General features: G+C 40.6%; 24 protein-coding genes. 8 read left to right on the forward strand and 16 right to left on the reverse strand.

What is annotated here, in order from left to right:
• Positions 1 to 60 precede the first annotated feature (60 nt).
• The 9 genes from bamA to rpsB all read right to left on the reverse strand — a co-directional run bounded on the left by bamA (position 61) and on the right by rpsB (position 10,336).
• Positions 61 to 2,475, reverse strand: a complete 2,415-nt coding sequence (gene bamA / locus PSF31_RS13965) for an outer membrane protein assembly factor BamA (protein WP_004257462.1) — start codon at positions 2,473 to 2,475, stop codon at positions 61 to 63.
• 42 nt (positions 2,476 to 2,517) lie between these two features.
• Positions 2,518 to 3,870 (reverse strand): sigma E protease regulator RseP, encoded by a 1,353-nt coding sequence (rseP, locus tag PSF31_RS13970; RefSeq protein WP_004257481.1) that lies wholly within the window; start codon positions 3,868 to 3,870, stop codon positions 2,518 to 2,520.
• 8 nt (positions 3,871 to 3,878) lie between these two features.
• The gene (gene cdsA, locus PSF31_RS13975; protein ID WP_094961137.1) at positions 3,879 to 4,739 is read right to left on the reverse strand and encodes a phosphatidate cytidylyltransferase; all 861 of its coding nucleotides are present in this window, start codon (positions 4,737 to 4,739) and stop codon (positions 3,879 to 3,881) included.
• A gap of 9 nt (positions 4,740 to 4,748) precedes the next feature.
• The gene (gene uppS / locus PSF31_RS13980; protein WP_004257489.1) at positions 4,749 to 5,504 is read right to left on the reverse strand and encodes a polyprenyl diphosphate synthase; all 756 of its coding nucleotides are present in this window, start codon (positions 5,502 to 5,504) and stop codon (positions 4,749 to 4,751) included.
• Positions 5,505 to 5,690: 186 nt separating this feature from the next.
• Positions 5,691 to 6,884, reverse strand: a complete 1,194-nt coding sequence (gene ispC / locus PSF31_RS13985; RefSeq protein WP_004257491.1) for a 1-deoxy-D-xylulose-5-phosphate reductoisomerase — start codon at positions 6,882 to 6,884, stop codon at positions 5,691 to 5,693.
• A 147-nt stretch (positions 6,885 to 7,031) separates the two neighbouring features.
• Complete coding sequence (gene frr / locus PSF31_RS13990; protein ID WP_004257496.1) at positions 7,032 to 7,589, reverse strand: ribosome recycling factor; 558 nt, start codon at positions 7,587 to 7,589, stop codon at positions 7,032 to 7,034.
• A 107-nt stretch (positions 7,590 to 7,696) separates the two neighbouring features.
• Positions 7,697 to 8,425, reverse strand: a complete 729-nt coding sequence (gene pyrH, locus PSF31_RS13995; protein WP_004257499.1) for a UMP kinase — start codon at positions 8,423 to 8,425, stop codon at positions 7,697 to 7,699.
• 191 nt (positions 8,426 to 8,616) lie between these two features.
• Positions 8,617 to 9,468, reverse strand: a complete 852-nt coding sequence (tsf, locus tag PSF31_RS14000; RefSeq protein ID WP_004908761.1) for a translation elongation factor Ts — start codon at positions 9,466 to 9,468, stop codon at positions 8,617 to 8,619.
• A gap of 142 nt (positions 9,469 to 9,610) precedes the next feature.
• The gene (rpsB, locus tag PSF31_RS14005) at positions 9,611 to 10,336 is read right to left on the reverse strand and encodes a 30S ribosomal protein S2 (RefSeq protein ID WP_004257504.1); all 726 of its coding nucleotides are present in this window, start codon (positions 10,334 to 10,336) and stop codon (positions 9,611 to 9,613) included.
• A 652-nt stretch (positions 10,337 to 10,988) separates the two neighbouring features.
• Between rpsB and map the strand changes: the two genes are divergently transcribed.
• The 4 genes from map (at position 10,989) to PSF31_RS14025 (ending at position 16,223) form a co-directional block, all read left to right on the forward strand.
• Positions 10,989 to 11,786, forward strand: coding sequence for a type I methionyl aminopeptidase (gene map, locus PSF31_RS14010; protein WP_036957992.1), 798 nt, complete (start codon positions 10,989 to 10,991; stop codon positions 11,784 to 11,786).
• 109 nt (positions 11,787 to 11,895) lie between these two features.
• Entirely contained in the window at positions 11,896 to 14,532 is a 2,637-nt protein-coding gene (glnD, locus tag PSF31_RS14015) for a bifunctional uridylyltransferase/uridylyl-removing protein GlnD (protein WP_096864088.1), read from the forward strand.
• Positions 14,533 to 14,595: 63 nt separating this feature from the next.
• Positions 14,596 to 15,423, forward strand: a complete 828-nt coding sequence (gene dapD / locus PSF31_RS14020) for a 2,3,4,5-tetrahydropyridine-2,6-dicarboxylate N-succinyltransferase (RefSeq protein ID WP_096864087.1) — start codon at positions 14,596 to 14,598, stop codon at positions 15,421 to 15,423.
• 419 nt (positions 15,424 to 15,842) lie between these two features.
• Positions 15,843 to 16,223: a DUF3461 family protein gene (locus PSF31_RS14025; protein WP_004908747.1), complete on the forward strand. Its 381-nt coding sequence runs from the start codon at positions 15,843 to 15,845 to the stop codon at positions 16,221 to 16,223.
• Positions 16,224 to 16,306: 83 nt separating this feature from the next.
• Here the strand turns inward: PSF31_RS14025 and PSF31_RS14030 are convergent, their stop codons facing one another.
• Genes PSF31_RS14030 through PSF31_RS14040 form a run of 3 tightly spaced genes read right to left on the reverse strand, consistent with a single transcriptional unit; the run spans position 16,307 to position 17,882 of the window.
• Positions 16,307 to 16,759: a flavodoxin gene (locus PSF31_RS14030; RefSeq protein WP_004257522.1), complete on the reverse strand. Its 453-nt coding sequence runs from the start codon at positions 16,757 to 16,759 to the stop codon at positions 16,307 to 16,309.
• Positions 16,760 to 16,780: 21 nt separating this feature from the next.
• The gene (gene truC, locus PSF31_RS14035) at positions 16,781 to 17,539 is read right to left on the reverse strand and encodes a tRNA pseudouridine(65) synthase TruC (RefSeq protein ID WP_004257524.1); all 759 of its coding nucleotides are present in this window, start codon (positions 17,537 to 17,539) and stop codon (positions 16,781 to 16,783) included.
• Between the two features lie 7 nt (positions 17,540 to 17,546).
• Positions 17,547 to 17,882: a YqcC family protein gene (locus PSF31_RS14040; RefSeq protein ID WP_004257526.1), complete on the reverse strand. Its 336-nt coding sequence runs from the start codon at positions 17,880 to 17,882 to the stop codon at positions 17,547 to 17,549.
• A 255-nt stretch (positions 17,883 to 18,137) separates the two neighbouring features.
• Here PSF31_RS14040 and PSF31_RS14045 point away from each other — a divergent pair, with 255 nt between their 5' ends.
• On the forward strand, positions 18,138 to 19,034 hold the full coding sequence (locus PSF31_RS14045; protein WP_096864086.1) for a DUF535 family protein: 897 nt from the start codon (positions 18,138 to 18,140) through the stop codon (positions 19,032 to 19,034).
• 467 nt (positions 19,035 to 19,501) lie between these two features.
• Here PSF31_RS14045 and syd read toward each other — a convergent pair whose 3' ends face one another.
• On the reverse strand, positions 19,502 to 20,062 hold the full coding sequence (gene syd, locus PSF31_RS14050; protein WP_272683202.1) for a SecY-interacting protein: 561 nt from the start codon (positions 20,060 to 20,062) through the stop codon (positions 19,502 to 19,504).
• A gap of 145 nt (positions 20,063 to 20,207) precedes the next feature.
• Between syd and queF the strand changes: the two genes are divergently transcribed.
• From queF to xni, 3 genes are all read left to right on the forward strand, one after another.
• Positions 20,208 to 21,053, forward strand: a complete 846-nt coding sequence (gene queF, locus PSF31_RS14055) for an NADPH-dependent 7-cyano-7-deazaguanine reductase QueF (RefSeq protein ID WP_096864085.1) — start codon at positions 20,208 to 20,210, stop codon at positions 21,051 to 21,053.
• An 85-nt stretch (positions 21,054 to 21,138) separates the two neighbouring features.
• Positions 21,139 to 22,506 (forward strand): nucleotide 5'-monophosphate nucleosidase PpnN, encoded by a 1,368-nt coding sequence (ppnN, locus tag PSF31_RS14060; protein WP_036957994.1) that lies wholly within the window; start codon positions 21,139 to 21,141, stop codon positions 22,504 to 22,506.
• An 18-nt stretch (positions 22,507 to 22,524) separates the two neighbouring features.
• Positions 22,525 to 23,280: a flap endonuclease Xni gene (gene xni, locus PSF31_RS14065; RefSeq protein ID WP_096864084.1), complete on the forward strand. Its 756-nt coding sequence runs from the start codon at positions 22,525 to 22,527 to the stop codon at positions 23,278 to 23,280.
• A gap of 59 nt (positions 23,281 to 23,339) precedes the next feature.
• Here the strand turns inward: xni and rlmM are convergent, their stop codons facing one another.
• From rlmM to PSF31_RS14080, 3 genes are read right to left on the reverse strand one after another with little or no spacing between them, the layout of a single operon-like run.
• Positions 23,340 to 24,443, reverse strand: a complete 1,104-nt coding sequence (gene rlmM, locus PSF31_RS14070) for a 23S rRNA (cytidine(2498)-2'-O)-methyltransferase RlmM (protein WP_094961128.1) — start codon at positions 24,441 to 24,443, stop codon at positions 23,340 to 23,342.
• Entirely contained in the window at positions 24,436 to 24,831 is a 396-nt protein-coding gene (locus PSF31_RS14075; protein WP_004908716.1) for a DUF423 domain-containing protein, read from the reverse strand. The genes rlmM and PSF31_RS14075 overlap by 8 nt, the downstream gene beginning before the upstream one ends.
• 27 nt (positions 24,832 to 24,858) lie before the next feature.
• Positions 24,859 to 25,800 (reverse strand): transcriptional regulator GcvA, encoded by a 942-nt coding sequence (locus tag PSF31_RS14080; RefSeq protein WP_004257564.1) that lies wholly within the window; start codon positions 25,798 to 25,800, stop codon positions 24,859 to 24,861.
• Positions 25,801 to 26,051: the final 251 nt, after the last annotated feature.

Raw genomic sequence — 26,051 nt, forward strand, 5'->3', positions numbered from 1 at the left:
TGGAAATTTTGGTTGCTCCCACAAAAAATGGGAGCCTTCATAGATAGAAACTGGAATAGATTACCACGTTCTACCAATATTAAATTGGAACTGTTCTGATTTATCCCCTTCGTAGTCCTTAATCGGCTGCGCATAAGAGAAGACCAGTGGTCCAAGTGGAGACATCCATTGTAAAGCCACACCCGCAGAAGCTCGGATATTGCTTGCCTTACCATAGTCAGGCATACCTTCGCGCCAAGCCGCAGGAATACTGTTCCAATTAGTGTCCCATACCGTACCTGCATCAACAAAGAGAGAGGTACGAACGGAGTTCGAATACTTCTCGTCAATAAATGGAGTCGGAGTGATTAACTCAAATGATGCCGCGTACATCGCATTACCACCGACCGCATCACTTGATGGGCTTCCAGGCTCTGGGCCATCTTTTCCATTAATTTTCTTCAAATAAACCGCTTTTGGACCGATATTATTCGAACGGAAACCACGAATGGTGCTTGAACCACCCGCATAGAAGTTTTCATAGAATGGCATTTGCTTACTGCCAATACCATCACCATAACCTGCTTGTGCACGCCCCAGAACTACCCAAGTTTCGTCTTCGTCCAGTGGATAATACTGCGCTGTATCAAAGCGTAGTTTATAGTATTCGTTATCAGAACCAGGAATTGTCACTTTACCCGATACGTTCGTTTTATTACCCGATGTCGGGAAGAAACCACGGTTTAACGAGTTATAAGTCCAACCTAAGTTAAGTGTGAAATCATCCGCATCAAAGCTTTCTTTATTACGTCCGTTCTCTGTAACTGGTGGATTTTTACCCATAGAATCAAGGTAATCCCACATAGCAGCTTGAGCACGCATATCCGAAAGTCGGTTATGAACATAACCCGCACCGACGCGGAAAGAGTTATTTTCATTAAATGGGAAGCTTAAGAAACTGTCTAGGCCATACGTTTTGTTGTTATAGCCTGATAGATCCGCATCTTTCGCACTAAAGTCGTTATAGAAAATACGACCGCCTAAGCTCACACCATTAACGGTGAAGTACGGGTCAGTAAATGAGAATTCAACGTTAGTTGAGTAGTCATTTTTACTTGCGTTAATACCAACTGCGTTACCTGTACCTAACCAGTTATCTTGTGTAACCCCAACTTGGAAGCTCACACCACTTTCAGTACCAAAACCGATACCAAAGTTCATTGAACCAGTATTACGCTCTTTAACCTTGTAGATAACATCTACTTGGTCAGGGCTACCAGGTACACGTTGAGTCTCTACATCAACAGTTTCGAAATAACCTGTACGATTCAGACGTTCTTTACCTAGTTCAACTAAATCATTCCCGAGCCATGCACCTTCCATTTGGCGCATTTCACGACGTAAAACAGTATCTTTACTGGTGTCATTGCCTTGGAAACGAATCTCACGCACATAGAAACGGTTACCTGCATCAATGTTTAAGTGCAATTTAACTGTTTTATCTGCATCGTTGATTTCAGGTTGTGTCATTACTCGAGGATATGCATAACCATAGCGGCCAAACATATCTTTGATTTTGTTTTCCATACTTGTCACTTGAGCACCGTTATATAATTCTCCCGGTGTAATAGTGATAAGCTCTTGGATTTCAGTTAAATGATCAGCCGTATTACCATTAACTTCGACACCCGATATTTTATATTGGTCGCCTTCAGTAATGTTAATAGTAATATAAATACCTTTTTTGTCTGGGGTCAGACTGACTTGCGTGGAGTCTATATTAAAACGCGCATAACCACGATCAAGATAAAAACTGCGCAGAGTTTCTAAGTCACCCGCCAGTTTTTGCTTCTGATATTTCTGGTCAGCAGCGAGGTTCCACCAAGGAACATCATCACGCAATTGCAGCTTATTAACTAATTCTGCTGTAGTGTAATTTTTATTACCTACAATATTAATTTGCTGAATTTGAGCTGAAACACCTTCAGAGAAAACAAATTTTAAATCCACACGGTTACGTGGCAAAGGCGTTACAACAGCTTTTACTGTTGCATTATATTTACCAACGCTATAGTAAAAGTCTTCTAAACCTTTTTCGATATTTGCAATTGTCGTGCGGTCGAGTGCCTCACCAACGCGGATATTTGAAGCTTCCAAGTTCTGCTTGAGCATATCATCTTTAACAGACTTATTGCCTGTAAAGGTGATACTTGCAATCGTTGGCCGCTCTTTAACTTGAACGATCAGCGTGTTTCCATCACGCAGGACCCTAACATCTTCGAAGTTACCGGTTGAAAATAGGGAACGAATCGAACGGCTGATATCATCGTTATCAACTGAATCGCCAACCCTAACTGGCATGTTCAATAATGCTGCACCAACGGCGACGCGTTGTAGACCTTCGAAACGAATGTCTTTAACTACGAATCCGTCTGAACCGTATGCAGTGGCGCTGCCGAAAAGCAGCGACGCTATGAGCAACTTTTTCATCGCCATCGTTGTTATGCGTATTCCTTACTGGTCCCCAGCTTACAAAAATTAGAAGCGAGAGAAATCATTAAAAAGTGCAAGTCCCATTAACAGAATCAATGCCATTGCACCTATCCGAAAACTAAAGTCTTGTACTCGCTCAGACACCGGACTTCCTTTAATTTTTTCAATTAATAAGAAGAGCAAGTGCCCCCCATCTAAAACAGGCAATGGAAACAGATTGATGATACCTAAATTGACGCTAATAAGCGCAATAAACATCAAATAATATACCAAGCCTGACTCGGCGGATACCCCCGCACCTTTAGCGATAGATATCGGACCGCTTAAGTTATTGAGTTTGACATCCCCAACAACCAGTTTACCCATCATATTGACCGTCAACTTCATTAACTGCCACGTCTTATCACTGGCTTGGTAAAACGCAGAAAATGGCCCATATTGTTGCACCATCTTATATTCATCTGCTAACGGTAACACTGAAAGTTCTACGCCTGCAAACCCAATTTTCTCCCCACGCGGCCCATCTTGGCTATCAGGGGTCAACGTGAGTGAAATCAATTGCTGCGACCGTTGCACTTCAAGTTTTAACGGGACGCCCGGGTTATTACGAATAATTCGTGTAACGGGATCCCACAGGCCCAGAACTTCCCCGTTAACACTCACTATTCTGTCGCCTTTCTGCAAACCTGCCCGTTCACCAGCTAACCCTTGCGTTACTTTTTGGATAACAGGGTCAATTCTTGCAGAGACAGGCATTATACCTACCGACAAAATTGGATCTTGTTTCTCTGGATCAAACTGCCAAGTGGTTAAATCAACCGTTTTAGTAATCGGTTCATTATAACCACTGGGTAATACTTGCGCTGTCAGTTCACGGTCACCGATTTTACCGACCAATGCTAAACGAACTGAATTCCAATCAGGAGTTTCGATGCCATCAATAGATTTTAGTTCCATTTTTGGTTCAAAATTTGCAATTGCCGCAATAGAGCCTGGCTTTACGTCTTCAATGACAGGTTTCACAGAAGGAACACCAATCATAAAGACTATCCAATAGACAACAATTGCTAATAAAAAGTTCGCGATTGGCCCTGCACCAATAATGGCAGCTCGTTGACCGACAGTTTTATTGTTAAACGCTTGATGGCGACGTTCAGGAGAAACGCTACCAACTCGCTCATCAAGCATTTTGACATACCCCCCTAAGGGGATTATCGCCAAAACAAATTCGGTACCATTCTTATCGACTTTGCGCCATAAGGTTTTGCCGAACCCTATAGAAAAGCGCTCAACATAAACACCACAGCGGCGAGCAACCCAGTAATGGCCGAACTCGTGTACTGTAATTAACACACCTATTGCGATAATAAATGCAACTAAACTCCAAATAAATCCCATGTATCTTCCTAAAGACCAAAACCGTTAAAAATTAACAAATTTAGCCCAGCAAAAACTGGGATTGCCGCTGTTAGGCTATCAATACGATCCAAGATACCGCCATGCCCTGGAATTAAGTGGCTACTATCTTTAATACCTGATTGGCGCTTAAACATACTCTCAGTTAAATCACCAAACACAGATACTACAACAACAATAATTGAAGTCACTAGCAAATAATCAGGCATCACGGGGATTGGCGCAAAGGCGCTAAATAACCATGAAATAATCCCAGCAGTTATAAGGCCACCCACCAAGCCTTCCCATGTTTTACCAGGAGATACCTTCGGTGCCATTTTGTTGCGCCCGATAGTACGACCAAATGCATAGGCACCTGAATCAGCCCCCCAAACTAGCAACATGACATACAATAACCACCAAGCTCCAAAGAATGTATCACTTTGATAACCAACGGTTCTTAAAACCATCATTCCACAATAAAATGGGATAATCGTTAACACGCCAAATAATAAGCGAATAACAACTGATTTGCCCCAAGAAGCGGAGGCGGGATAGGTAACAACTAAAATAATCGCTATCCCCCACCAAATAAGGCCAGCCCATAAACCATACAAAATCATAGGCTCAGAGGAGAACTGATTTATATCGGAAATAGAAAATTGCATTGCAAGTAATATTGCAGCAAAAACAACCGCTAAGCCTATGCGCTTAGCTTGAGAGTGCCAGCCGACAAATTGTGCCCATTCCCAAGCACCTAAAGCACAAACCGCGATCACGACAAGCCCAAAATTCGCTGGGGAAAGTAAAAACAGCGCCGCAATAACAATCGGTATTAAAATTATCGCAGTAAGCAAACGATATTTCAGCACATCTTTCCCCTATTCTTTGCCCAGTTCATCATCTGATTCAGCTCCACCATAACGGCGCTCACGCTTACTAAAAGCATCAACTGCACTCTGAAACACCATTTCATCAAAATCTGGCCACAAAACGTTGGTGAAATAAAATTCCGCATATGCGACTTGCCATAATAGGAAGTTGCTTATGCGATGCTCCCCCCCAGTTCTTATGACTAAATCGACATTTTCTTGGTCATGCATACAAATATGGTTATCGATACTTTCTTCATTGATGTCATCAATAGAAAGCTCACCACTTTGTACCTTTGCAAATACTTGTTTTACACTGTTACTAATATCCCAGCGGCCACCATAGTTCGCTGCAATATTCAGTTTTAGCCCAGTGTTGTTTTGCGTTAATGCTTCTGCCTTATCAATTCTTTTTCTGAGGCGTTCACTAAAACGGCTAATATCACCAATGACTTTTAGTTTTACATTGTTTTTATGTAGGTTCTTAACTTCATTATCAAGAGCAAAAACAAATAGCTCCATGAGAGAACTGACTTCTTTCTCTGGCCTTCTCCAGTTTTCACTGCTAAAAGCATACAATGTGAGCGAACTAATCTTATTTTTTACCGCAAAGCGCACAGAATTACGGACAGATTCAACGCCTGCCTTATGACCTGTAATTCTGAGCTTCCCTCTTTGTTTAGCCCATCGGCCATTACCATCCATAATGATAGCAACATGCTTAGGCATCATTGAATCAGAGAGATTTTCACCACTAGAGTTCATTAAATATTAATCCTTGTGAGTACCACTTTGAGTATACAGACCAATAATAACTACTATTATTGAATTTGCTGATAAGACACATCCTTAAATCTCTAAGAGGTACTATGTTATTTTTCTTTTTTTAAACACATCACATATTAAAGAGTTATTATGGCTATCAGCAACTAAATAAAACACATACCAGCGTTAAATTGTCTGAGCGATTATTTTTTCTGCATTTTTACGCGCTCGTTCGTCGATTTCTAAGACCTCTTCAATCGAAACAGGTTCAGAAAAAACTTGGCTATCTAATACATTGCGATTAATTTTTGCTATATCCGTAAAGCGTATTTTGCCTTCGAGAAAAGCAGCAACTGTCATTTCATTCGCTCCATTAAGTGCCGTCGTAGCGGCTTGCCCTTGGTGGCAGGCATCGATTGCAAGCTTCAAGCAAGGATAGCGTTGATAGTCAGGCTGAACAAATGTTAATGATGAAAGTGTTGCAAAATCAAGAGGTTTCGCACCAGACATGATACGCTGAGGATAAGCCATACTGTATGAAATTGGAGTGCGCATATCAGGCGTGCCCAGTTGTGCTATCACGCTGCCATCTTTATACCGAACCATGGAATGAATTACAGATTGAGGATGGATAATCACTTCCATTTGCTCGGCGCTCGCATTAAAAAAATAGCAAGCCTCAATATATTCTAGACCCTTATTCATCATTGTCGCTGAATCGACTGATATTTTTCGCCCCATCGACCAATTTGGGTGGTTACATGCTTCATCAGGAGTCACATTATCAAGATGCGATAACGGTGTATCCCTAAATGGCCCACCTGATCCGGTTAAAACAATACTTGAGATACCGGAAGCTGATAAATCGGCAAAACCTAAATTCAGTTGAATAATTTCAGGTAAACTCTGGAAGATAGCATTGTGCTCGCTATCAATAGGAAATACTGTTGCATTGTGCTTACGAATCTCATTAAAGAATAAACGGCCACTAGTAATTAAAGACTCTTTATTCGCTAATAATATTCTTTTACCTTTGCGTATTGCCGCTAAAGTAGGAAGTAAACCGGCAACCCCAGTAATAGCTGACATAACTTGGTCAGCATCATCCAGACCAGCAAGGTCAATTGCAGCTTGTTTTCCTGACAAAACTTCAGTTTTACAATTATTCTCAGTCAAAATAGTTTTTAGCGCTTTTGCTGACGATTCATCCGCCATTGAGGCATATTTCGGATTAAACTCAAGGCACTGTTTCGCCATTTCAGTGACATTCTTTCCTGCCACTAGAGCAACGATTTGAAATTTTTCGGGATTTTGGCGAACAACAGAAAGTGTATTTGTACCAATTGAGCCTGTAGAACCTAGGATTGTCAGACATTTCATAGTGATTGAGTACTCTGTATTAATTCAATACTGAGATTATATCAGCTTAGAGGTTAGAAAGGATTTTTTAATAAGCTTGAAAAATAATAAAGCCACGCTAACGCACACTTTTACAGTTTGCATTGGTGGCTTTATTATTATGATGGATTAAAACTCCATCAACTCTGCTTCTTTTTGCGCTAATGCTTCATCAACTTTTTTGATGTAGCTATCAGTCAGCTTTTGGATATCATCTTGTGAACGACGCTCGTCATCTTCACTGATTTCTTTATCTTTCAGTAATGCTTTCACTTTGTCGTTAGCATCACGGCGAACGTTACGGACTGCGATACGGCCTTGCTCTGCATCACCACGAACCACTTTAATTAAGTCTTTACGACGCTCTTCCGTTAATGGAGGAAGTGGAACACGGATAACAGTACCCGCTGATGATGGGTTTAAGCCTAAATCAGATGCCATGATTGCTTTTTCAATCGCAGGTGACATGCTACGGTCAAAAACAGAAATAGCTAATGTGCGTGAATCTTCAACAGTGACGTTAGCTAATTGGCGCAAAGGTGTCGCTGAACCATAGTACTCAACAGTGATACCGTCTAATAGGCTTGGAGATGCACGGCCTGTGCGAACTTTACTAATTTGGCTTTTGAATGCTTCAAGGCTCTTTTCCATACGGTCTTGAGCATCTTTTTGGATTTCGTTAATCACGTTTTCAACCCTTAAGAACTGGTTATTAAAGGCCGCATGCGACCTCGCTTAAATTGTCTGAATTTATATTAGATAATACATTTAAACTCAGGTCATGTCTCTGAGTATTAATTGTGAGAAATCAGAGTTCCTTCATTTTCGCCCATAACAACGCGACGTAAAGCGCCCGGTTTATTCATATTGAATACGCGAATCGGTAAGTTATGGTCACGTGCTAATGTGAATGCCGCTAAATCCATCACTTTAAGTTCACGTTCCAAAACCTCTTGGTAACTCAGATTTTCATAAAGGACTGCGTCTGGGTCTTTAGCAGGATCTGCTGAATACACACCATCAACTTTTGTCGCTTTTAACACGACATCCGCTTCAATTTCAATACCACGTAGGCATGCAGCGGAGTCTGTTGTAAAGAATGGGTTGCCTGTTCCTGCAGAAAAAATAACGACACGGCCGTGACGTAACAAGCTAATGGCCTCTGCCCAGCTATAGTTATCACAGACACCGTTAAGTGGGATCGCAGACATCAGTCTTGCATTCACATAGGCGCGATGTAATGCATCACGCATTGCGAGTCCGTTCATCACAGTTGCTAGCATCCCCATGTGGTCTCCGACAACACGGTTCATTCCAGCTTGTGCCAAACCAGCACCACGAAACAGGTTACCACCGCCAATAACCACACCGACCTGTATACCCAGTTCTATGAGTTCTTTAATTTCCTGAGCCATACGATCTAAAACGCTAGCATCGATACCAAAACCTTCTGCCCCTTGTAAGGCTTCGCCACTTAATTTAAGCAGAATACGCTGATAAACGGGTTTTGCATTGGTTGCCATGGTGTTCTGTCCTAACAGATATTTATTGGGGTAACACACGTAGAATTACAGTGTTCTACGTACCTAAATTTTGAATTAGTTTAAATATAATTTTTTTATACACAAGAATTCTAGCGCAATGCCTATGACGCTAACATCGCAGGGAATATACGTATATAAAACAGAGCCGCCAATTGGCGGCCCTTAGTTGATTACTTGCTCATTGCAGCAACTTCTGCTGCAAAGTCAGTTTCAACTTTCTCGATACCTTCACCTACTTCGAAACGAAGGAAACCAGAAACAGTAGCACCTTTCTCTTTCAGTAAGTCACCAACAGATTTGCTTGGGTCCATTACGAAAGGCTGGCCAGTCAGAGAGATTTCGCCAGTGAATTTGTTCATGCGACCGATAACCATTTTTTCAGCGATTTCGCGTGGTTTGCCAGATTGCATTGCGATGTCTAACTGGATTTGGTGCTCATGAGCAACAACATCAGCAGGAACATCATCTGGAGTCACATATTCAGGTTTGCTTGCAGCGATATGCATAGCGATGTGTTTCAGTAATTCTTCGTCAGCGCCTTCAGCCGCAACTAAAACACCAATACGAGCACCGTGCAGGTAGCTACCTACTTGTGCGCCTTCCAGGATAGCAACACGACGAATATTGATGTTTTCACCAATTTTCGCAACTAATGTTGTACGAGCTTCTTCGAATTTTGCTTTCAGCGCATCGATGTCAGCATTTTTGTCAGCAACAACAGAAGCCAAAACTTCTTTACCGAATGCTAAGAAGCCTGCGTCTTTAGCAACGAAGTCAGTTTCACAGTTCAGCTCAACCAGAGCACCTGTTTTACCACCGTTGAAAACTTCAGTCAGGATAACACCTTCAGCTGCAACGCGACCTGCTTTTTTAGCCGCTTTTGCTTGACCTGATTTACGCATGTTATCAATCGCTAATTCGATGTCGCCATTAGCTTCAACGAGTGCTTTTTTACATTCCATCATACCTGCGCCAGTACGTTCGCGCAGTTCTTTTACCAATGCAGCGGTAATTCCAGACATGTGATTTATTCCTCGATATTCCCCGTGGGAGTCTTCCCCACGTGGATAGTTCTGATTCATATATAAAAGGGGCCTAAATCAGGCCCCTTCTAACATATAGCAGTACCTGTATAGCAATACCTAAATAAGGGTTTGGGCCTTATTACTCAGCTTCTACTAAGCTTTCTTCTGCTTGAACAGCCAGATCTTGTGAACGACCTTCACGAACGGTGCTTGCTACAGCGCCCAGATACAGTTTGATTGCACGGATTGCATCATCGTTACCAGGGATAACGAAGTCGATACCGTCTGGATCAGAGTTAGTATCAACGATAGCAAATACTGGGATACCCAGGTTGTTTGCTTCTTTAATAGCAATGTGTTCGTGGTCTGCATCGATAACGAACAGAGCGTCAGGTAAACCGCCCATATCTTTGATACCGCCTAAGCTGTTTTCTAACTTACCAAGTTCACGAGTACGCATCAGCGCTTCTTTCTTAGTCAGTTTGTCGAAAGTACCGTCTTGTGATTGAACTTCTAAATCTTTCAGACGTTTGATTGACTGACGAACGGTTTTCCAGTTAGTCAACATTCCGCCTAACCAGCGGTGGTTAACGAAATACTGATCACAGCTGTTAGCAGCTTCTTGAACGGCTTCGCTTGCAGCACGTTTAGTACCGACAAACAGAATTTTGCCTTTACGAGAAGCAATTTTAGTCAACTCAGCCAGAGCTTCGTTGAACATTGGAACAGTTTTTTCCAGGTTGATGATATGAACTTTGTTACGCGCACCGAAAATGAAAGGTTTCATTTTTGGGTTCCAGTAACGAGTCTGGTGACCAAAGTGTACGCCTGCTTGTAACATATCGCGCATGGAAACAGTTGCCATTTAATACCTCTGTATTTAAGTAATTGGGGTTATGCCTCCACAAATCCCATGCTACCGACTCCAAAGCTGCGTTAAAACGCATAAGAGCACCCCGGTGCACGTGTCGATTTGTGTGTGTTATTACACAATTGAGTTTTAAGTTTCGCACATCCAATATTTTATCAACGACTTTATCTTGATGCCATAAAATGACATTTCGATGATGGTGATAAGAAATAAATGGATTGCCGGCGCGCTTTATACCATAAAACCAACCTAGAAGCCAACTTTTGTTGCTTTTTTCGCTCACAAAAATGCCTAAAAGTGGTTTTGATTTAAAGCCATTGACCTGAGCAATATTTAACCATTACTCAGGTCAATTATAGACGCTATTCGGTAAGATAAAAAAGCCTTATTTTTGCAATATCGTCTAGATGGTCTTCGTTACTATTTTTTTGCATTTTGTGCTGTTAAAAGCTCAAAATGAACAAGCTCCACTCCTTTCCTTATCTACTATAAAGTGACTTCGACTTTCGAGTCCGCTCGATAGCTAGTTGGCAGAAAATGCGGTGGCTGTTACCATATATCTCATCGATGTAAAATGGGCTACCTATTTTTCCCCCTCTTTTTTAACATGCCATCAAATCAATGTTGGCATGAATGGACTAAATTCATGGCTATTATTATCAAAACTGAAGAAGATATTCAGAAAATGCGTGTTGCTGGCCGCTTAGCAGCAGAAGTGTTAGAAATGATTGCTCCGCACGTTGTGCCGGGTGTTAGTACAGGTGAATTAGATCGACTATGTCATCAACATATTGTTGACGTACAGCAAGCTATCCCTGCGTGCCTGAATTATCACGGTTTTCCTAAATCTGTTTGTATTTCTGTCAATGATGTCATCTGCCACGGCATTCCTAGTGATGATAAAATCTTAAAAGATGGCGATATTGTTAATATTGACGTCACCGTTATTAAAGATGGTTTCCATGGCGATACCTCCAAAATGTTTATTGTTGGTAAACCAACTATTCAAGGTGAGCGCCTTTGCCAAGTCACACTAGACAGCTTATATTTAGCAATCCGGATGGTTAAACCGGGTATTCGCTTACGTACTTTGGGTAAAGCCATTCAAGAATTTGTCGAAAAACAAGATTTCTCAGTTGTGCGTGAATATTGCGGCCACGGCATTGGCCAAGGTTTCCATGAAGAACCACAAGTTCTGCACTATGATGCTGACGACAGTGGCGTGGTTCTACAAAAAGGGATGACTTTTACCATTGAGCCTATGGTCAATACAGGCGATCACCGTATTCGCACCATGAAAGATGGCTGGACAGTTAAAACCAAAGACCGCGGTTGGTCTGCACAATATGAACACACGTTAGTTGTGACGGATAACGGCTGTGAAATCCTCACTCTACGTAAAGAAGAAGAGCCGTTTATCTCTGCAGTATTAGTTAACGAATAATCTTCTCCATTGAGCCTTCCTAACCGAAGGCTCTTCCTCTGTTCATTTTTATCAAAAAACCGTAAGCTGGTAGCTAACCCCCTATTGCTATCAATACGGAAAGATAAAGATGACTGTAAATTCAGCTTCCTACCTCCCCCCTAATCAATTTAGTACTCTTGACCTTGAACTTAATTTATTAAGACAACATGTCGATGATTTCGATCAGTGGCTGGAAGAGGCTTTCAACCAAGGTAAAGATGTTGTCGACCTTATTCACTTGCGAAGTGATTACCTTGATGCGTTACTCACTCGATTATGGCAATCCTTTCAATTTGATAAGCAGCCTGATATGTCACTAATCGCCGTTGGGGGTTACGGGCGCCATGAACTACATCCACTTTCTGACATTGATATTTTAGTTTTAAGTAAAAAACCGCTTCCAGAACACATCGCTAGCGAAATTGGGCAATTTATCACTCTATTATGGGATTTGCGGTTTGATATCGGCCACAGCGTCCGTTCCCTCGCTGAATGCATCGAAGCCGGAAATGCAGATCTAACCACCGCAACTAATCTCATTGAATCACGGTTAATTTGTGGTGATGTCGCCCTGTTTTTACAATTACAAAAAACTATTTTTAGCGATGATTTTTGGCCTTCCGCGCTCTTTTTTGCTGCAAAAATTGAAGAACAACAAGAACGCCATCAACGCTACCATAGCACTAGCTATAATTTAGAACCCGATATTAAAAGTAGCCCTGGGGGATTACGGGATATCCATACCTTACTATGGGTCGGGCGGCGTCATTTTGGTGCAACCACCGTCGATGAAATGGTAGGTTTTGGTTTTCTCACTGAAGAAGAGCGCCAAGAACTCAAAGAGTGCCTAATATTTTTATGGAAAATTCGCTTTGCGCTCCATTTAGTGGTGAAACGTTATGATAATCGACTGCTATTTGACCGCCAGTTTAGTGTGGCTCGGTTACTGGGTTATGAAGGCGAAAAAAACCAACCCGTTGAACGAATGATGAAAGATTTCTATCGCGTCACTCGCCGTGTTCGGGAACTCAATCAAATGCTATTGCAGTTATTTGATGAAGCTATTTTAACACTTAACCCTAACGAAAAGCCCCGTCCTATTGATTCTCTATTCCAATTACGCGGATCATTGATTGACGTTATTGATGAAGAGTTATTTATCAAGCAGCCAGCCGCTATTTTAAAAATGTTTTACCAAATGGCTCGCTACCCAAATATTACAGGGATCTATTCCACTACTTTACGGCAACTACGTTATGCGCGGCGCAACCTTTCAGTACCATTATGTGAAATCCCTGAAGCCCGAAAACTGTTTATCAAAATTCTACGCCACCCTCGCGCCATCAAAGGTGCATTTGTCCCAATGCACCTTCATAGTGTACTGAGCGCTTATACCCCACTCTGGAGCAATATCGTTGGTCAAATGCAGTTCGACCTATTTCATGCATATACCGTTGATGAACACACTATTCGCGTACTGCAAAAAATTGATAGCTTTACGTTAGAAGAAAATCGTCGTGATCATCCATTGTGTGTCAGTGTTTATCCCAAATTATTGCAACCTGAACTTTTACGATTAGCTGCCATTTTTCACGATATAGCTAAAGGCCGATCAGGAGATCATTCCGACCTTGGCTCTGATTTTGTTTATGATTTTGCCTTACTGCATGATTTTTCTGTCAAAGAAGCTGAATTAGCTTCATGGTTGGTTAAAAACCACTTATTGATGTCGGTGACAGCTCAACGGCGTGATATTCAAGACCCCGATGTCATTAAACAATTTGCAGGGGAAGTTAAAACTGTTTCACGGCTTAACTACTTGATGTGTTTAACGGTTGCAGACATTTGCGCGACAAATAGCACACTGTGGAATAGCTGGAAACAAAGTTTAATTCGTGAACTTTTTTTATCTACAGAACATCAATTAAATCAAGGCATGCAGAGCACCCCTGACTTACGCGAACGCATTCGTCATCATCGTTATCAAGCTTTATCATTACTACGCCAATCATCAATTGATGAAGAAAAACTGCTGGGGTTATGGTCCCGCTGCCATGCCGATTATTTTTTACGTCATACGCCATCCCAATTAGCATGGCATGCTAAGCACTTACTAGCCCATGACTTGAGCCAGCCTTTGGTATTAATCAGCACACAACCTAAACATGGCGGAACAGAAATTTTTATTTGGTGCCATGATAAACCCCATTTATTTGCCGCTGTCGCCAGCGAATTGGATCGGCGAAATTTAAGCATTCACAGTGCTCAAATTTTTACTAACAAAGACAATATGGCCATGGATACCTTCGTCGTTCTTGAGCCTAACGGTAACCCTCTATCCAAAGACAGATACGACCACATCCGAAAAATGTTGTTATTAGCCGTTCAGCAACCAGAAATATCACTGCCTAAGCCACGTACTCTGCCGTCAAAATTACGTCACTTTACCGTGCCAACAAAAGTCAATTTTCTACATTCCACCAACGACCGTCGCACCTATATGGAACTGTTCGCCTTAGATCAACCAGGTTTATTGGCTCGCATCGGTCATATTTTTGCTCAAATGGAAATTTCTCTATATGGCGCACGCATCACGACAATTGGCGAAAAAGTGGAAGATTTCTTTGTTTTAGCTGATAAGGAACACAAAGCGTTGACTAAAAATATGCAACAAGAGTTATCAGAAAGGTTGACAGAGGCCCTAAAATCGAAGGATAAAATATAGCGTCCATCACATTTTTATGGTGAACGTTCACTTTTTATAACATTCAAGAGGAAAATACAATCAATGCAGCATTTACAAGCGATCATTGAACAAGCGTTCGAAGAGCGAGCCAGTATCACACCAAATACGGTATCAAACTCAGTAAAACAAGCCGTGTTAGATACCATTGCATTACTCGATAGCGGAGAATTACGTGTAGCTGAAAAAATTGCCGGTGTTTGGGTTACCCATCAATGGCTGAAAAAAGCTGTTTTGTTATCATTTCGCATTCAAGATAACCAAGTGATTGACGGTGCAGAAAGCCGTTATTTCGATAAAGTTCCAATGAAATTTGCGGATTATGACCAAGCTCGCTTCGAAAAAGAAGGCTTCCGAGTTGTTCCTCCTGCCGCTGTTCGTAAAGGCGCTTATATCGCTAAAAATAGCGTATTAATGCCGTCATATGTCAATATTGGTGCTTACGTCGATGAAGGCACAATGGTAGATACATGGGCAACCGTTGGTTCATGTGCACAGATTGGTAAAAACGTGCATTTATCTGGTGGTGTAGGGATCGGTGGCGTATTAGAGCCATTGCAAGCTAACCCAACAATTATTGAAGACAACTGCTTTATTGGTGCTCGTTCTGAAGTGGTCGAAGGGGTGATTGTTGAAGAGGGTTCCGTTATTTCAATGGGGGTTTATCTGGGGCAAAGCACCAAAATCTATGACCGTGAAACAGGTGAAACTCATTACGGCCGAGTCCCTGCTGGCTCCGTAGTTGTTTCAGGTAATTTGCCATCTAAAGATGGTCGCTACAGCCTGTATTGCGCCGTCATTGTAAAAAAAGTTGATGAGAAAACTCGCGGTAAAGTGGGTATTAATGAATTATTAAGAATGATTGATGAGTAATTAAACGCCTAAAATCTCACGCCAAACCTGTTACTGGTTTTTATAATAAACTTTTATAGTGAGCCACTGTAATTAGGTTAAAAAACTAAAGCTATCCCGAATCGCATACCCCCGTATGCAACTCGGGTGGCCATATCAGTGTTACCTTTTAATATTAGCGCATTAATTGCAAAGAGAAGTTTGTCAATTTCTACAAATCGCGCATAATATGTCCGTGGCTTTTGCCGTTTACCTCTAATAAAACTGTATTATTTTATTTTTCATTATAATGATGCTGTTTGTGTAATAACATCATTATATCTATCACCCAAACGAATTGGATAGATAGCTTATTAACGAGAAATAGACCGATATTGTTACGGCCTGCTCACACTATCACTTTGTTCACCGACTCTGTCTCTACAGTAAAGCGAGCTAACATGTACGATAATTTGAAAAGTTTAGGCATCAGTAACCCTCAAGATATTGACCGCTACACCTTACGCCAAGAAGCGAATAATGACATTTTAAAAATTTATTTTCGCAAAGATAAAGGGGAGTTTTTCGCTAAAAGCGTAAAATTTAAATACCCACGCCAGCGTAAAACTATTGCGGATGGTAATAATAATTTCAAAGAAATTAATGAAATTAACACTAACCTACGTTACGCCATTGAAGAACTAGATCAAATTTGCCAAACAGATCAAACTGACATTGATTTAAAACACAAAATTCTCGATGACTTACGCCATCTTGAACATGTGGTTTCAAATAAGATCGCAGAAATTGAAGCAGATCTAGAAAAATTGACCCGTAAATAATTTACAGGTGAAATGATTAATTTACTGCGCCGTAGCACTGCCAATATTTATCATTAATATAGGTAATACTACGGTGCAGACATTTAAAGCAGCTCCGCCCATGCTTCAACCCAAGGCTTAGCAAACTCCTCAGGAACATCCACCTCAATTGCATCAATAAATAAAATATCGCCAATACGGGTCGCTGATTGTTCAGCTAACAGTTCATCGAAACGAATACCTGCGCCACAAAAACTTTCATAGCTGCTATCACCTAAAGCAATTATTCCGTAACGTAAATCAGGTTGATAACCGACAACATCTTTGATTTCACTATATAACGGAGCGATGGTGTCAGGTATATCCCCTTGCCCTGTAGACGAAGTCACAATAAGTGCAATTTCATTACCTGAATTATAAAGTTGCCAATCGCTCAAGGTGGGCTCATCAAAAACAACCACTTCATGCCCTTGCTGCTCTAAAATTTCTTGTGCTGTTTCCGCAACAGCTAAAGAGTTACCATAGACAGTTCCAACAAAAATGCCTATTTTTGACATAACATTCCCTCTATTTCATAGTTAACTTGATGAGTTAATAACGTTTATCCCTAATTTTGCAACTGTATCTGACCATCCAAATTGCTCAATTAATGATAACCATTGTGTATCCCACGTAGCCACTAACGATATATTTTCTTTTGTTATTGGGTGATTTAAATTTAATAAGCTGGCATGTAACATCAGGCGAGACACTGAAAAATGCGTATTCACCCCTCGGTTTTGGCGTAAGTCTCCATGCTTGCTATCACCAATAATAGGGTGACGAAGATGAGACATATGCCTTCTCAATTGATGTTTACGGCCAGTTTCAGGTTTTAACTCAACTAAACTAAATCTTGATGTTTCATATCGCCCAATCGCAATAGCGCATTCAACTGTCGCTATCGGTTTACAGTGGGTAACGCATTCCTGTAAAACAGGTTCACGTGATGCATGTTTATCCGCAATTTTATCTAACTCTTCTAATAGCGGGTAATCGATGGTTTGCTCTTCGGTTAAATAACCGCGAACGACAGCGTGATACACTTTTTCTAACTGATGGTTTTCAAATTGAGCCGATAACAGCCTTGCGACGTCACTCGATAACGCAAATAGTAATATACCTGACGTCGGCCTATCGAGGCGATGAATGGGGTAAACATACTGGCCAATTTGGTCACGTAGTGTCTGCATCACAAATACGGTTTCTTTACTGTCCAGCCAACTGCGATGCACTAACATACCAGCAGGCTTATTAACCGCTACCATATATTCATCGTGATAAATAATTTCCAGCATCAATAAATTACCCGCAGGTCTTAGTGGAGAAAAAACCATCTAACTCACGCAAATAATTGATAAGTAGAGTATATTGTTCTTCTTCATCATGCTTATACGCTTCTTCAAAATAAGGAGCGACCGCAAAATTAGTTGGCAGCGTAGCCCCTTGTTCAATTAACATTTGTAGACGAGGTATTAAAATCCACTGCAGCCACTCTATAGCCTCCATCGTATCAATACAAAAAGGCTCTACGCTGTTAAAAGCCTCGGGTGAAGGTGGTTGTTCATTCCAAAGAGATTTTAATTTCATTTCCTCTTCTAAGTGACGAAGTTTCTCAATAATACGTTGTTCAATATTCATACTTAAACTCATTTAGTGATGGCTGCAGCAAATATACGGTATTTTCTATCATAATTCTGTCGGATACATGGGGTTAAGCCTTAGCAAATACAAGTTTATTTATTTTGCATATTGATAATAATTATTATCGTAGCTATTAATCGAACAACTCATTTAATAAGATTTGTTTATGTTTTGTTGCAGATAGCACATGTAAGATTAAATGTTTTATCAATTTAGTACTTACAGAATAATTAACAACAAAATGGTTTATCTATGGGACGACTAAAACAGTGGCGTAAGGAAAATAAAGTCTGGAAAGCTTTAAACTCTAACTATATTGAATTAAAAAGAAAAATACGTATTTCAAAGCTACCTTCGTCACAATATCAGCATTATCAAGTTATGTGCCAAAACTACCGTAGTGCGCAATTTTCTTCAGTTATTGAAGGCGTTCCTCATTTTATCGAACGCCCTATAAATAAGTATCTACATAAAAGCTGGAGCGGAAAACAAAAACTATCAACCGCCAGCTACACGCTCAATTTAATTGAAAGTACATTCAAGCCCGAAGCTATTGAAGCTATGTTTTCTGCTAAGCGAGAAGGGCTTCTCGTGGCAAACATTGAATTAAAATCAGGAGAGTTCGCTCAATTAACATTGATTTACTCTCAATACCCTCGAGAAGGCGACCTCACTTTACACTTGAGAAATGAGACCGGTGACGATATTTATTTAATGAGTTTTTCCTTCGGCCCAGAAGGACAATTGTACGTGTGCTCTTTGCAAGGCCCTTCCACTGAACAAAGTGTCGATCAAGTTAGGTTGATAACTAAGCAAATGCACGGTATTAGGCCCAAAAATTTATTAATGTCAGCGGTTTATGCAGTAGCAGCCTTCTTTGATGTAAAATCAATATTAGGAATTTCAAACCAGTGTCATATTAAGAGCCAGCATTTGAAATCAAGCTATGATACGTTTTGGCAAGAATGCGGTGCCACGAAAACACCTGATGGTTGGTTCCAATTACCTATTCAAGAACCCGTACGAGATATAGAGTCAGTGAAAAGCCAGCGTCGTGCTGAATTTCGCCGCCGAGAAGCGCTCCGAGATTCCATGACCCAAGATATTATTGCTTCGCTAACTAAAAATTCAATTAGATTAGAACATTGATTTAAATAAATTAAAGTATCTTTAATTTTTTCACATCACTCCGCTACAATAGGTATTAACTAAAAAAGCCAGTCAACCGAAGCTGACTGGCTCATACTTTAAAATTTACGCATCCTGCTAATGACTTCCCGTCATTCAACATCCTGTTGATTAAAACAAATTTATAGATTTATCACCTAATCGCGTTCCATCGCCTTGTTTTAAACAATTTTTACACCTCACATGAAGGTATAAAAAGCTAAACGAGTTTACCCTGTCCAGCGCGATAAGAATGCATTAAATCTATTAATGAAACAACCTAGCAAAATAAACAATAACACGGTAAAAATACGCAAAAAGTACAAACCAGATAGTAACGCCATGAAATTAAAAGTTAAATAATTATCATTACAATATAAAGAACATTTTTTAAGAAATTACTTAGCTTAATTGTAGGCATTTACTTACACAAACCCGCTTAAAAACACTTACCCCTGAGGCTCAACAACAACCACTAGCTCATCGAGAAAACTTGTTAAATTCGAAGAAAGTACACGCCTTTCCTGACTACCAAATTTTTCTAATATAATTTCCCCCGTGAGATTACACATTGATATCATTTCAATCTCTGATTCCAACGTTGCAATGAATAACGTGGGTGATAGTTTTAAACGCTTTTGAGTCACTAAATGACCAATTAAATTTTCTTGCAAACGAATGAAATCATCTTCATTCCACACCTGTACTAAACTCAACGTAATATCACGAAATGTGGCTTTCATATCGCCAGCAAGCTGTGCAGTATAAAAAGCATGGATATCACCTTGTAAATTAATCTCCAATGCTGTCGCAACTTTATCTAAGCTCGTATCCTTTATTGGAAATGGTTGAGGTTCCCAGTAAACCCAGTTTTCACCTGTGCGGACAATACATGGCGATGGAATACCATATAAGTCTGTTGAGGCGGGAGGTAACCCCGTTTGTTGGTGCCATTGTGAAACATATTTCTGAGTAAAATTATGTAGTGCGGCAGAATGTGAAGTATTCATAATTATGTGTTTTTTGTCGTCAATTTAAAGAGAAAGGCGTCAATGTTGTCGATAAATGGTATTATGACAGAAGTTCACAGACGAAGAAAATATCCCAATTTTACCTATTAGCCTCATTTTCAGTTTATGAAGTATAAGGACCTATATGTCACACTACCAGAATAATCCCGCACTTAATAATTTAACTCTTGGAAAGAAAACGGATTATCATGATCAGTATGATGCCACATTATTACAAGCTGTCCCTCGTAGCTTAAATCGTGACCCTTTAGCCATTCACGCTAAAGCACTTCCATTTCACGGTGCTGACATTTGGACAATGTATGAGCTTTCATGGCTAAATCAGCGCGGTGTTCCCCAAGTAGCAATCGGCTCGATTAGTGTTGATGCAAATAGCGAAAACTTAATTGAATCTAAGAGCTTTAAGCTTTACCTAAATAGTTTTAACCAAACACGTTTTGAAACTTGGGAAAATGTGCGAAGCGCTTTGCAAAATGATTTATGCCGCTGTGCTAATGGCCAAGTAAGCGTTACACTTCATAAATTAGAGCACTTTGCTCATCAACCTATCCAGCCATTACTTGGCGAATGTATTGATGAACAAGAGATTGATATTGATAATTATGAGTTTAATCGAGATTATTTGGCGAATAGCACCCAGCAACAAGTTGTTGACGAAACGTTAGTGAGCCATTTATTAAAATCAAACTGTTTAATTACCAACCAACCTGACTGGGGCTCTGTGCAGATCCACTATTGTGGACCCAAAATTGATCGTGAAGCCTTATTACGCTACTTGGTCTCATTTCGCCATCATAATGAGTTTCACGAACAATGCGTTGAACGCATTTTCACTGATATTATGCAATTGTGTAAACCTGAAAAATTAAGTGTTTATGCACGCTATACTCGCCGTGGAGGGCTTGATATAAACCCATGGCGTAGTAATGAAGAATTTACGCCAGAACTAGGTCGTTTATCACGACAATAAGTATATATAGTTGAAAAGTAAGTGTAATTAATACATTTGCAGTACAATTCACATATCAAGAACCCATGGGGTAAAGGAGTACTACTTGATTACTCATATCAGTCCATTAGGATCTATGGATCTACTCTCTCAACTTGAAGTTGATATGCTAAAACGCACGGCCAGTAGCGATTTGTACCAATTATTTCGAAATTGTTCTTTAGCCGTTTTGCATTCAGGCAGCTTAACTGATAGCAGTAAAGAGCTATTAGAAAAAAGTAAAGATTTTGATATCAATGTATTACGCCGTGAGCGTGGCGTTAAGCTTGAACTTATCGACCCACCAGAAAAAGCTTTTGTTGATGGTAAAATTATTCGCACCTTACAAGCAAACCTATTTGCCGTATTGCGTGACATTCTATTCGTCCATGCGCAAATTACCCATGCCAAAGAACAATTTAATTTAGACCTCGAAAATGGCACACATATTACCAATATGATTTTCTCTATCTTGCGTAATGCCCGTGCCCTGCATATCGATGAAGACCCGAGTATGATTGTTTGCTGGGGCGGCCACTCAATTAATGAAATTGAGTACCAATATGGCCGTAAGGTAGGTAATGAGCTTGGGTTGCGTGAGCTAAATATCTGTACAGGCTGTGGCCCGGGTGCCATGGAAGCACCGATGAAAGGTGCAGCAGTTGGCCATGCACAACAACAATACAAAAATAGCCGTTTTATCGGCTTAACTGAGCCTTCAATTATCGCCGCTGAGCCACCAAACCCATTAGTGAACGAACTCATCATTATGCCTGATATCGAAAAACGTTTAGAGGCATTCGTTCGATTAGGTCATGGGATTATTATTTTCCCAGGAGGTGTCGGTACCGCCGAAGAGTTACTGTATTTATTGGGTATTTTAATGGACCCAGCCAACAGTGAACAAGTTCTACCACTGATTTTAACGGGCCCAAAAGAAAGTGCGGAATACTTTGAAGTATTAGACGACTTTATTCGACACACTTTAGGTGATGAAGCCAGTAAGCATTACCAAATTATTATTGATGATGCTCAAGAAGTCGCTCGTGTAATGAAACGCAGCATGCCACAAGTTAAAGAAAATCGCCGTAGCACAGGTGATGCCTATAGCTTCAACTGGTCAATTAAAATTGCTCACGATTTACAACATCCATTCGAACCAACGCATGAAAATATGGCATCACTGAACCTCCACCCAGGGCAAGCACCTGAGAAACTGGCTTCAGATTTACGCCGCGCTTTCTCCGGTATTGTGGCTGGTAACGTGAAAGAATTTGGTATGAAAGCCATCGAAAAACATGGGCCATTCAAAATTCACGGCGATAGTGAGCTAATGAAGCGTATGGATGTGTTATTACAAGGCTTCGTTGAGCAACATCGTATGAAATTACCGGGTGGTACGGCATACGAACCTTGCTATGAAATCGTGAAATAAGTAAATGTTGGCGTATTTATGATCCACTTATTAATTATTGATGCATTAAACTTAATACGCCGTATCCACGCGGTGCAAGGAAGCCCGTGTGGAGAAACTTGTTTATCTGCAATATCGCAGTTGATCGCCCATACTGATGCCACGCACATTGTTGCAGTGTTTGATGAAGAAGGACGTCACCAAAGCTGGCGCCATGAAAAACTCCCCGATTATAAAGCGGGGCGACAACCTATGCCTGAAGATCTGCATGCTGAACTCCCCACCCTAATAGCCTTATTTAAAGAAAAAGGGGTTCACTGCTGGCAGTCTGAAGGGGATGAAGCCGATGATTTAGCCGCTACCTTAGCAACACGCATTGCGGGATCGGGGCACACAGTTACCATCGTATCCACAGACAAAGGTTACTGCCAACTACTTTCCCCTAACTTAAGAATTCGCGATTATTTTCAAAAGCGCTGGCTAGATATCCCTTTTATCGAAAAGGAATTTGGCGTTTCTCCTAATCAACTTCCTGATTATTGGGGGCTTGCAGGGATCAGTAGTAGTAAAGTTCCCGGTGTTGCAGGGATTGGTCCTAAAAGTGCCACGACACTATTGCAACAATATCACTCTATTGAAAATATATTTGCCAATTTAGATAACCTTGAAGAGAAATGGCAGAAAAAGCTCATCAATCAGCAGGGAATTGCATTGATTTGCCGAGATATTGCGACTTTAAGAACCGATATCCCGATACGAGGGAATCTAAATCAGTTGCGTTATGCACCCAACTAATAGAAAACAGAAAAGCCACTTAATGATGAAGTGGCTTTTTTATTGACTGATTCTATAAATTAATAATACTCACGTGCCATTGGATTTGCCGACCATATCCTCATCACATGTACAGTTACTTCTTCGCGGTCATGATAAAGCTGTTTCGCTTGAATCAACACATTAACGCCTTGCTCTTTAAGCTGTGCTTTCATCTTTTCTAAGATATGTGAAACTTCTTCATAGCGCTTTTTCATCGGCAATTTTAAGTTAAAAATGGCCTCTCGGCACCAACCTTGAGCAAGCCAATCAGTCATTAGCGCAGCAACTTTAGCTGGTTTTTCAACCATATCGCAGACTAACCAAGTAATATTATGGGAAGTAGGCTTAAATTTAAAACCATCTTCACGGTGATGCTTAACCTGCCCTGTATCCATAAGGCTTTCCGCCATTGGGCCGTTATCTACAGCATCCACCATCATACTGCGTTTCACTAATTGATAAGTCCATCCCCCTGGGCATGCTCCAAGATCGACAGCTTTCATCCCACTAGCTAGACGTTCTTCCCATTCTTCATAAGGAATGAAGACGTGGAAAGCTTCCTCAAGTTTTAAGGTTGAACGGCTCGGTGCATCTGATGGGAATTTTAACCTTGGGATCCCCATATAGAAATTTGAACTATTATTGGTATACGAATACCCGGTATAGCAGCAACCAGGGGCAATAAAGAACACATGAATAACGGGTCGCTTAAAGTTTTCGATTGGCAATAAGATTTTTTCTTTACGTAATGCATTACGTAAAGGTACCGTAAACTTGCGGCAAAACTTCAAGAGTTCTTTCGATTCATTGGTATCAGCAACTTCAACACGGAGATCTCCTGCCCGCACAACTTGCTGACTCAATGCATTTACAATCGGGGTAATACGGTCTTCAGGCGGTAAATCCTTAAGTAAATCCCCTATTACAATCATTTGACGAGCAAAAATTAATTCTCGAAAAGGCAACGTTCGTGCGAGTTTGTCCGCATCTTCTGCTTGGTAGCACTCAAAAATAACATAACCACTGTTTTCTTTTACGCGGGCAAAACCATAAATTTCTTTTTGCCCTGCTTTATCTGTAATTTCTGCTGCACATTCTTTTTCAAAGCCTGGACGGCAATATAGTGCAATTTTATTACTCATTGCGTGACGCCGATTTCCTTAGACGCATAGCGCCAATAACTACTAACAGCCAACCAATTAGGAAACATACACCACCTATTGGCGTAAAATAAGAGAAGTATTTTACCTGCAATAGTGCCATACAATAAAGGCTACCGCTAAAAAGAAGTATCCCAACAGAGAAAAACACACCTGACCAATAGAACCACAGAATTATTTTACGTAATAAAATTGCCCCTAGCACCATTAGTGCAACAGTATGCAACATTTGATAACGTAGCCCTATTTCAATCCAGTCCATTTGATGGACACTCATAATTGACGATAACGCATGTGAACCAATAGCTCCAAAAGCAACAGTAAAGAAGCCACTAATTCCTGCAAAAATTAACATCAAACGACTATTCACAGTAACACCTTTTATTTAAATACTTGATTACTGAATAAGCGCCACATCTTGGTCACCCGTAATAAAACCTAATTTTTCTTGTTCACTTGCCGCCTGCCCAAGAATCCATTGGCGAAATGCAGCTATTTTGCCTAAATCTGCCTGATTTTCTTGGCAAACTAAGTAGAATGCATTTTTACTAACTAACACCTCACTAAAGGGACATACTAAGCGCCCTGCGTCAATTTCATTTTTAGCCATAACATTATTCGTCAGTGCAACTCCCTGACCATGAACAGCAGCTTGAATAACCATCGCACTATGACTAAAAATGGGACCTTGCTGTACATTAACGACATTTTGTAACTCTAGTTGCTTAACATATGCTTGCCAGTCTCTTCGTGAAGAATCGTGAAGTAACGTATGTTTTGCTAAATCTTCAGGAATTTTTAGTTGGCTATCTCCAGTTAATAAAGATGGTGAACATACCGGCATTAAATATTCAGCATAAAGCCTATCTGTTCTTAGCCCTGGCCAATTACCTTTACCGTAGAAAATAGCGACATCAACGTCATCTGCCAATTTATCTTCTTCTCTATCTACAGCTTGGATCCGCACATCAATTCCTGGATAGGCCTGGTTAAAGCCTGAAAGCCTTGGCACCAGCCACTGAATCGCAAAACTTGGGGATAAACTAACCGTTAATGCTCCTTTTGCACTTCTGGCTTGTAACTTACGCGTTGCCTCGTTTAAAGAAGAGAAAATCTCTTTAATATCAAGGTAATAACTTTGACCTTCTTCTGTCAATAACAATGATCGGTTGCGCCGACGGAATAATTTCAGCCCAAGGAAATCTTCTAAACTTTTCATTTGGTGGCTAACGGCCGCTTGAGTTACAAATAATTCTTCTGCTGCCTTAGTAAAACTTAAATGACGAGCAGCAGCATCAAAGACTCTCAGTGCATTTAGGGGCGGTAATCTTTTAGACATAATCACTTCTACTTGGCATCTTGTTATGCATTAGTTTTTTTCATCCGAAGCATTATAATTTGTCCCTTGAGGATACGCTAGTAAATACCTATAGTATGCACACTTCCTAAGCCGGAACGAAAAGTTACAGAGTTTAGTTACTTTGAAACTTTTGGCTTTGTGGTTGTGATGTTGTGTTTGCAAGTTGTCTGGTTGAACCAGACCTTTGTAGCTTTAGCTACTGTTTTTTCACTTCCTGTACATTTACCCTG

Source organism: Providencia sp. PROV156, from assembly GCF_028480905.1.
Classification (GTDB): Bacteria; Pseudomonadota; Gammaproteobacteria; order Enterobacterales; family Enterobacteriaceae; genus Providencia; species Providencia hangzhouensis.

Excerpts from the sequence above, each read along its gene's own strand:
- bamA (WP_004257462.1), bottom strand. The coding sequence starts at position 2,475 with ATGGCGATGAAAAAGTTGCTCATAGCGTCGCTGCTTTTCGGCAGCGCC.
- rseP (WP_004257481.1), bottom strand. The coding sequence starts at position 3,870 with ATGGGATTTATTTGGAGTTTAGTTGCATTTATTATCGCAATAGGTGTG.
- uppS (WP_004257489.1), bottom strand. The coding sequence starts at position 5,504 with ATGAACTCTAGTGGTGAAAATCTCTCTGATTCAATGATGCCTAAGCAT.
- ispC (WP_004257491.1), bottom strand. The coding sequence starts at position 6,884 with ATGAAATGTCTGACAATCCTAGGTTCTACAGGCTCAATTGGTACAAAT.
- pyrH (WP_004257499.1), bottom strand. The coding sequence starts at position 8,425 with ATGGCAACCAATGCAAAACCCGTTTATCAGCGTATTCTGCTTAAATTA.
- tsf (WP_004908761.1), bottom strand. The coding sequence starts at position 9,468 with ATGTCTGGAATTACCGCTGCATTGGTAAAAGAACTGCGCGAACGTACT.
- rpsB (WP_004257504.1), bottom strand. The coding sequence starts at position 10,336 with ATGGCAACTGTTTCCATGCGCGATATGTTACAAGCAGGCGTACACTTT.
- map (WP_036957992.1), top strand. The coding sequence starts at position 10,989 with ATGGCTATTATTATCAAAACTGAAGAAGATATTCAGAAAATGCGTGTT.
- glnD (WP_096864088.1), top strand. The coding sequence starts at position 11,896 with ATGACTGTAAATTCAGCTTCCTACCTCCCCCCTAATCAATTTAGTACT.
- dapD (WP_096864087.1), top strand. The coding sequence starts at position 14,596 with ATGCAGCATTTACAAGCGATCATTGAACAAGCGTTCGAAGAGCGAGCC.
- PSF31_RS14025 (WP_004908747.1), top strand. The coding sequence starts at position 15,843 with ATGTACGATAATTTGAAAAGTTTAGGCATCAGTAACCCTCAAGATATT.
- PSF31_RS14030 (WP_004257522.1), bottom strand. The coding sequence starts at position 16,759 with ATGTCAAAAATAGGCATTTTTGTTGGAACTGTCTATGGTAACTCTTTA.
- truC (WP_004257524.1), bottom strand. The coding sequence starts at position 17,539 with ATGCTGGAAATTATTTATCACGATGAATATATGGTAGCGGTTAATAAG.
- PSF31_RS14040 (WP_004257526.1), bottom strand. The coding sequence starts at position 17,882 with ATGAATATTGAACAACGTATTATTGAGAAACTTCGTCACTTAGAAGAG.
- PSF31_RS14045 (WP_096864086.1), top strand. The coding sequence starts at position 18,138 with ATGGGACGACTAAAACAGTGGCGTAAGGAAAATAAAGTCTGGAAAGCT.
- syd (WP_272683202.1), bottom strand. The coding sequence starts at position 20,062 with ATGAATACTTCACATTCTGCCGCACTACATAATTTTACTCAGAAATAT.
- queF (WP_096864085.1), top strand. The coding sequence starts at position 20,208 with ATGTCACACTACCAGAATAATCCCGCACTTAATAATTTAACTCTTGGA.
- xni (WP_096864084.1), top strand. The coding sequence starts at position 22,525 with ATGATCCACTTATTAATTATTGATGCATTAAACTTAATACGCCGTATC.
- rlmM (WP_094961128.1), bottom strand. The coding sequence starts at position 24,443 with ATGAGTAATAAAATTGCACTATATTGCCGTCCAGGCTTTGAAAAAGAA.
- PSF31_RS14080 (WP_004257564.1), bottom strand. The coding sequence starts at position 25,800 with ATGTCTAAAAGATTACCGCCCCTAAATGCACTGAGAGTCTTTGATGCT.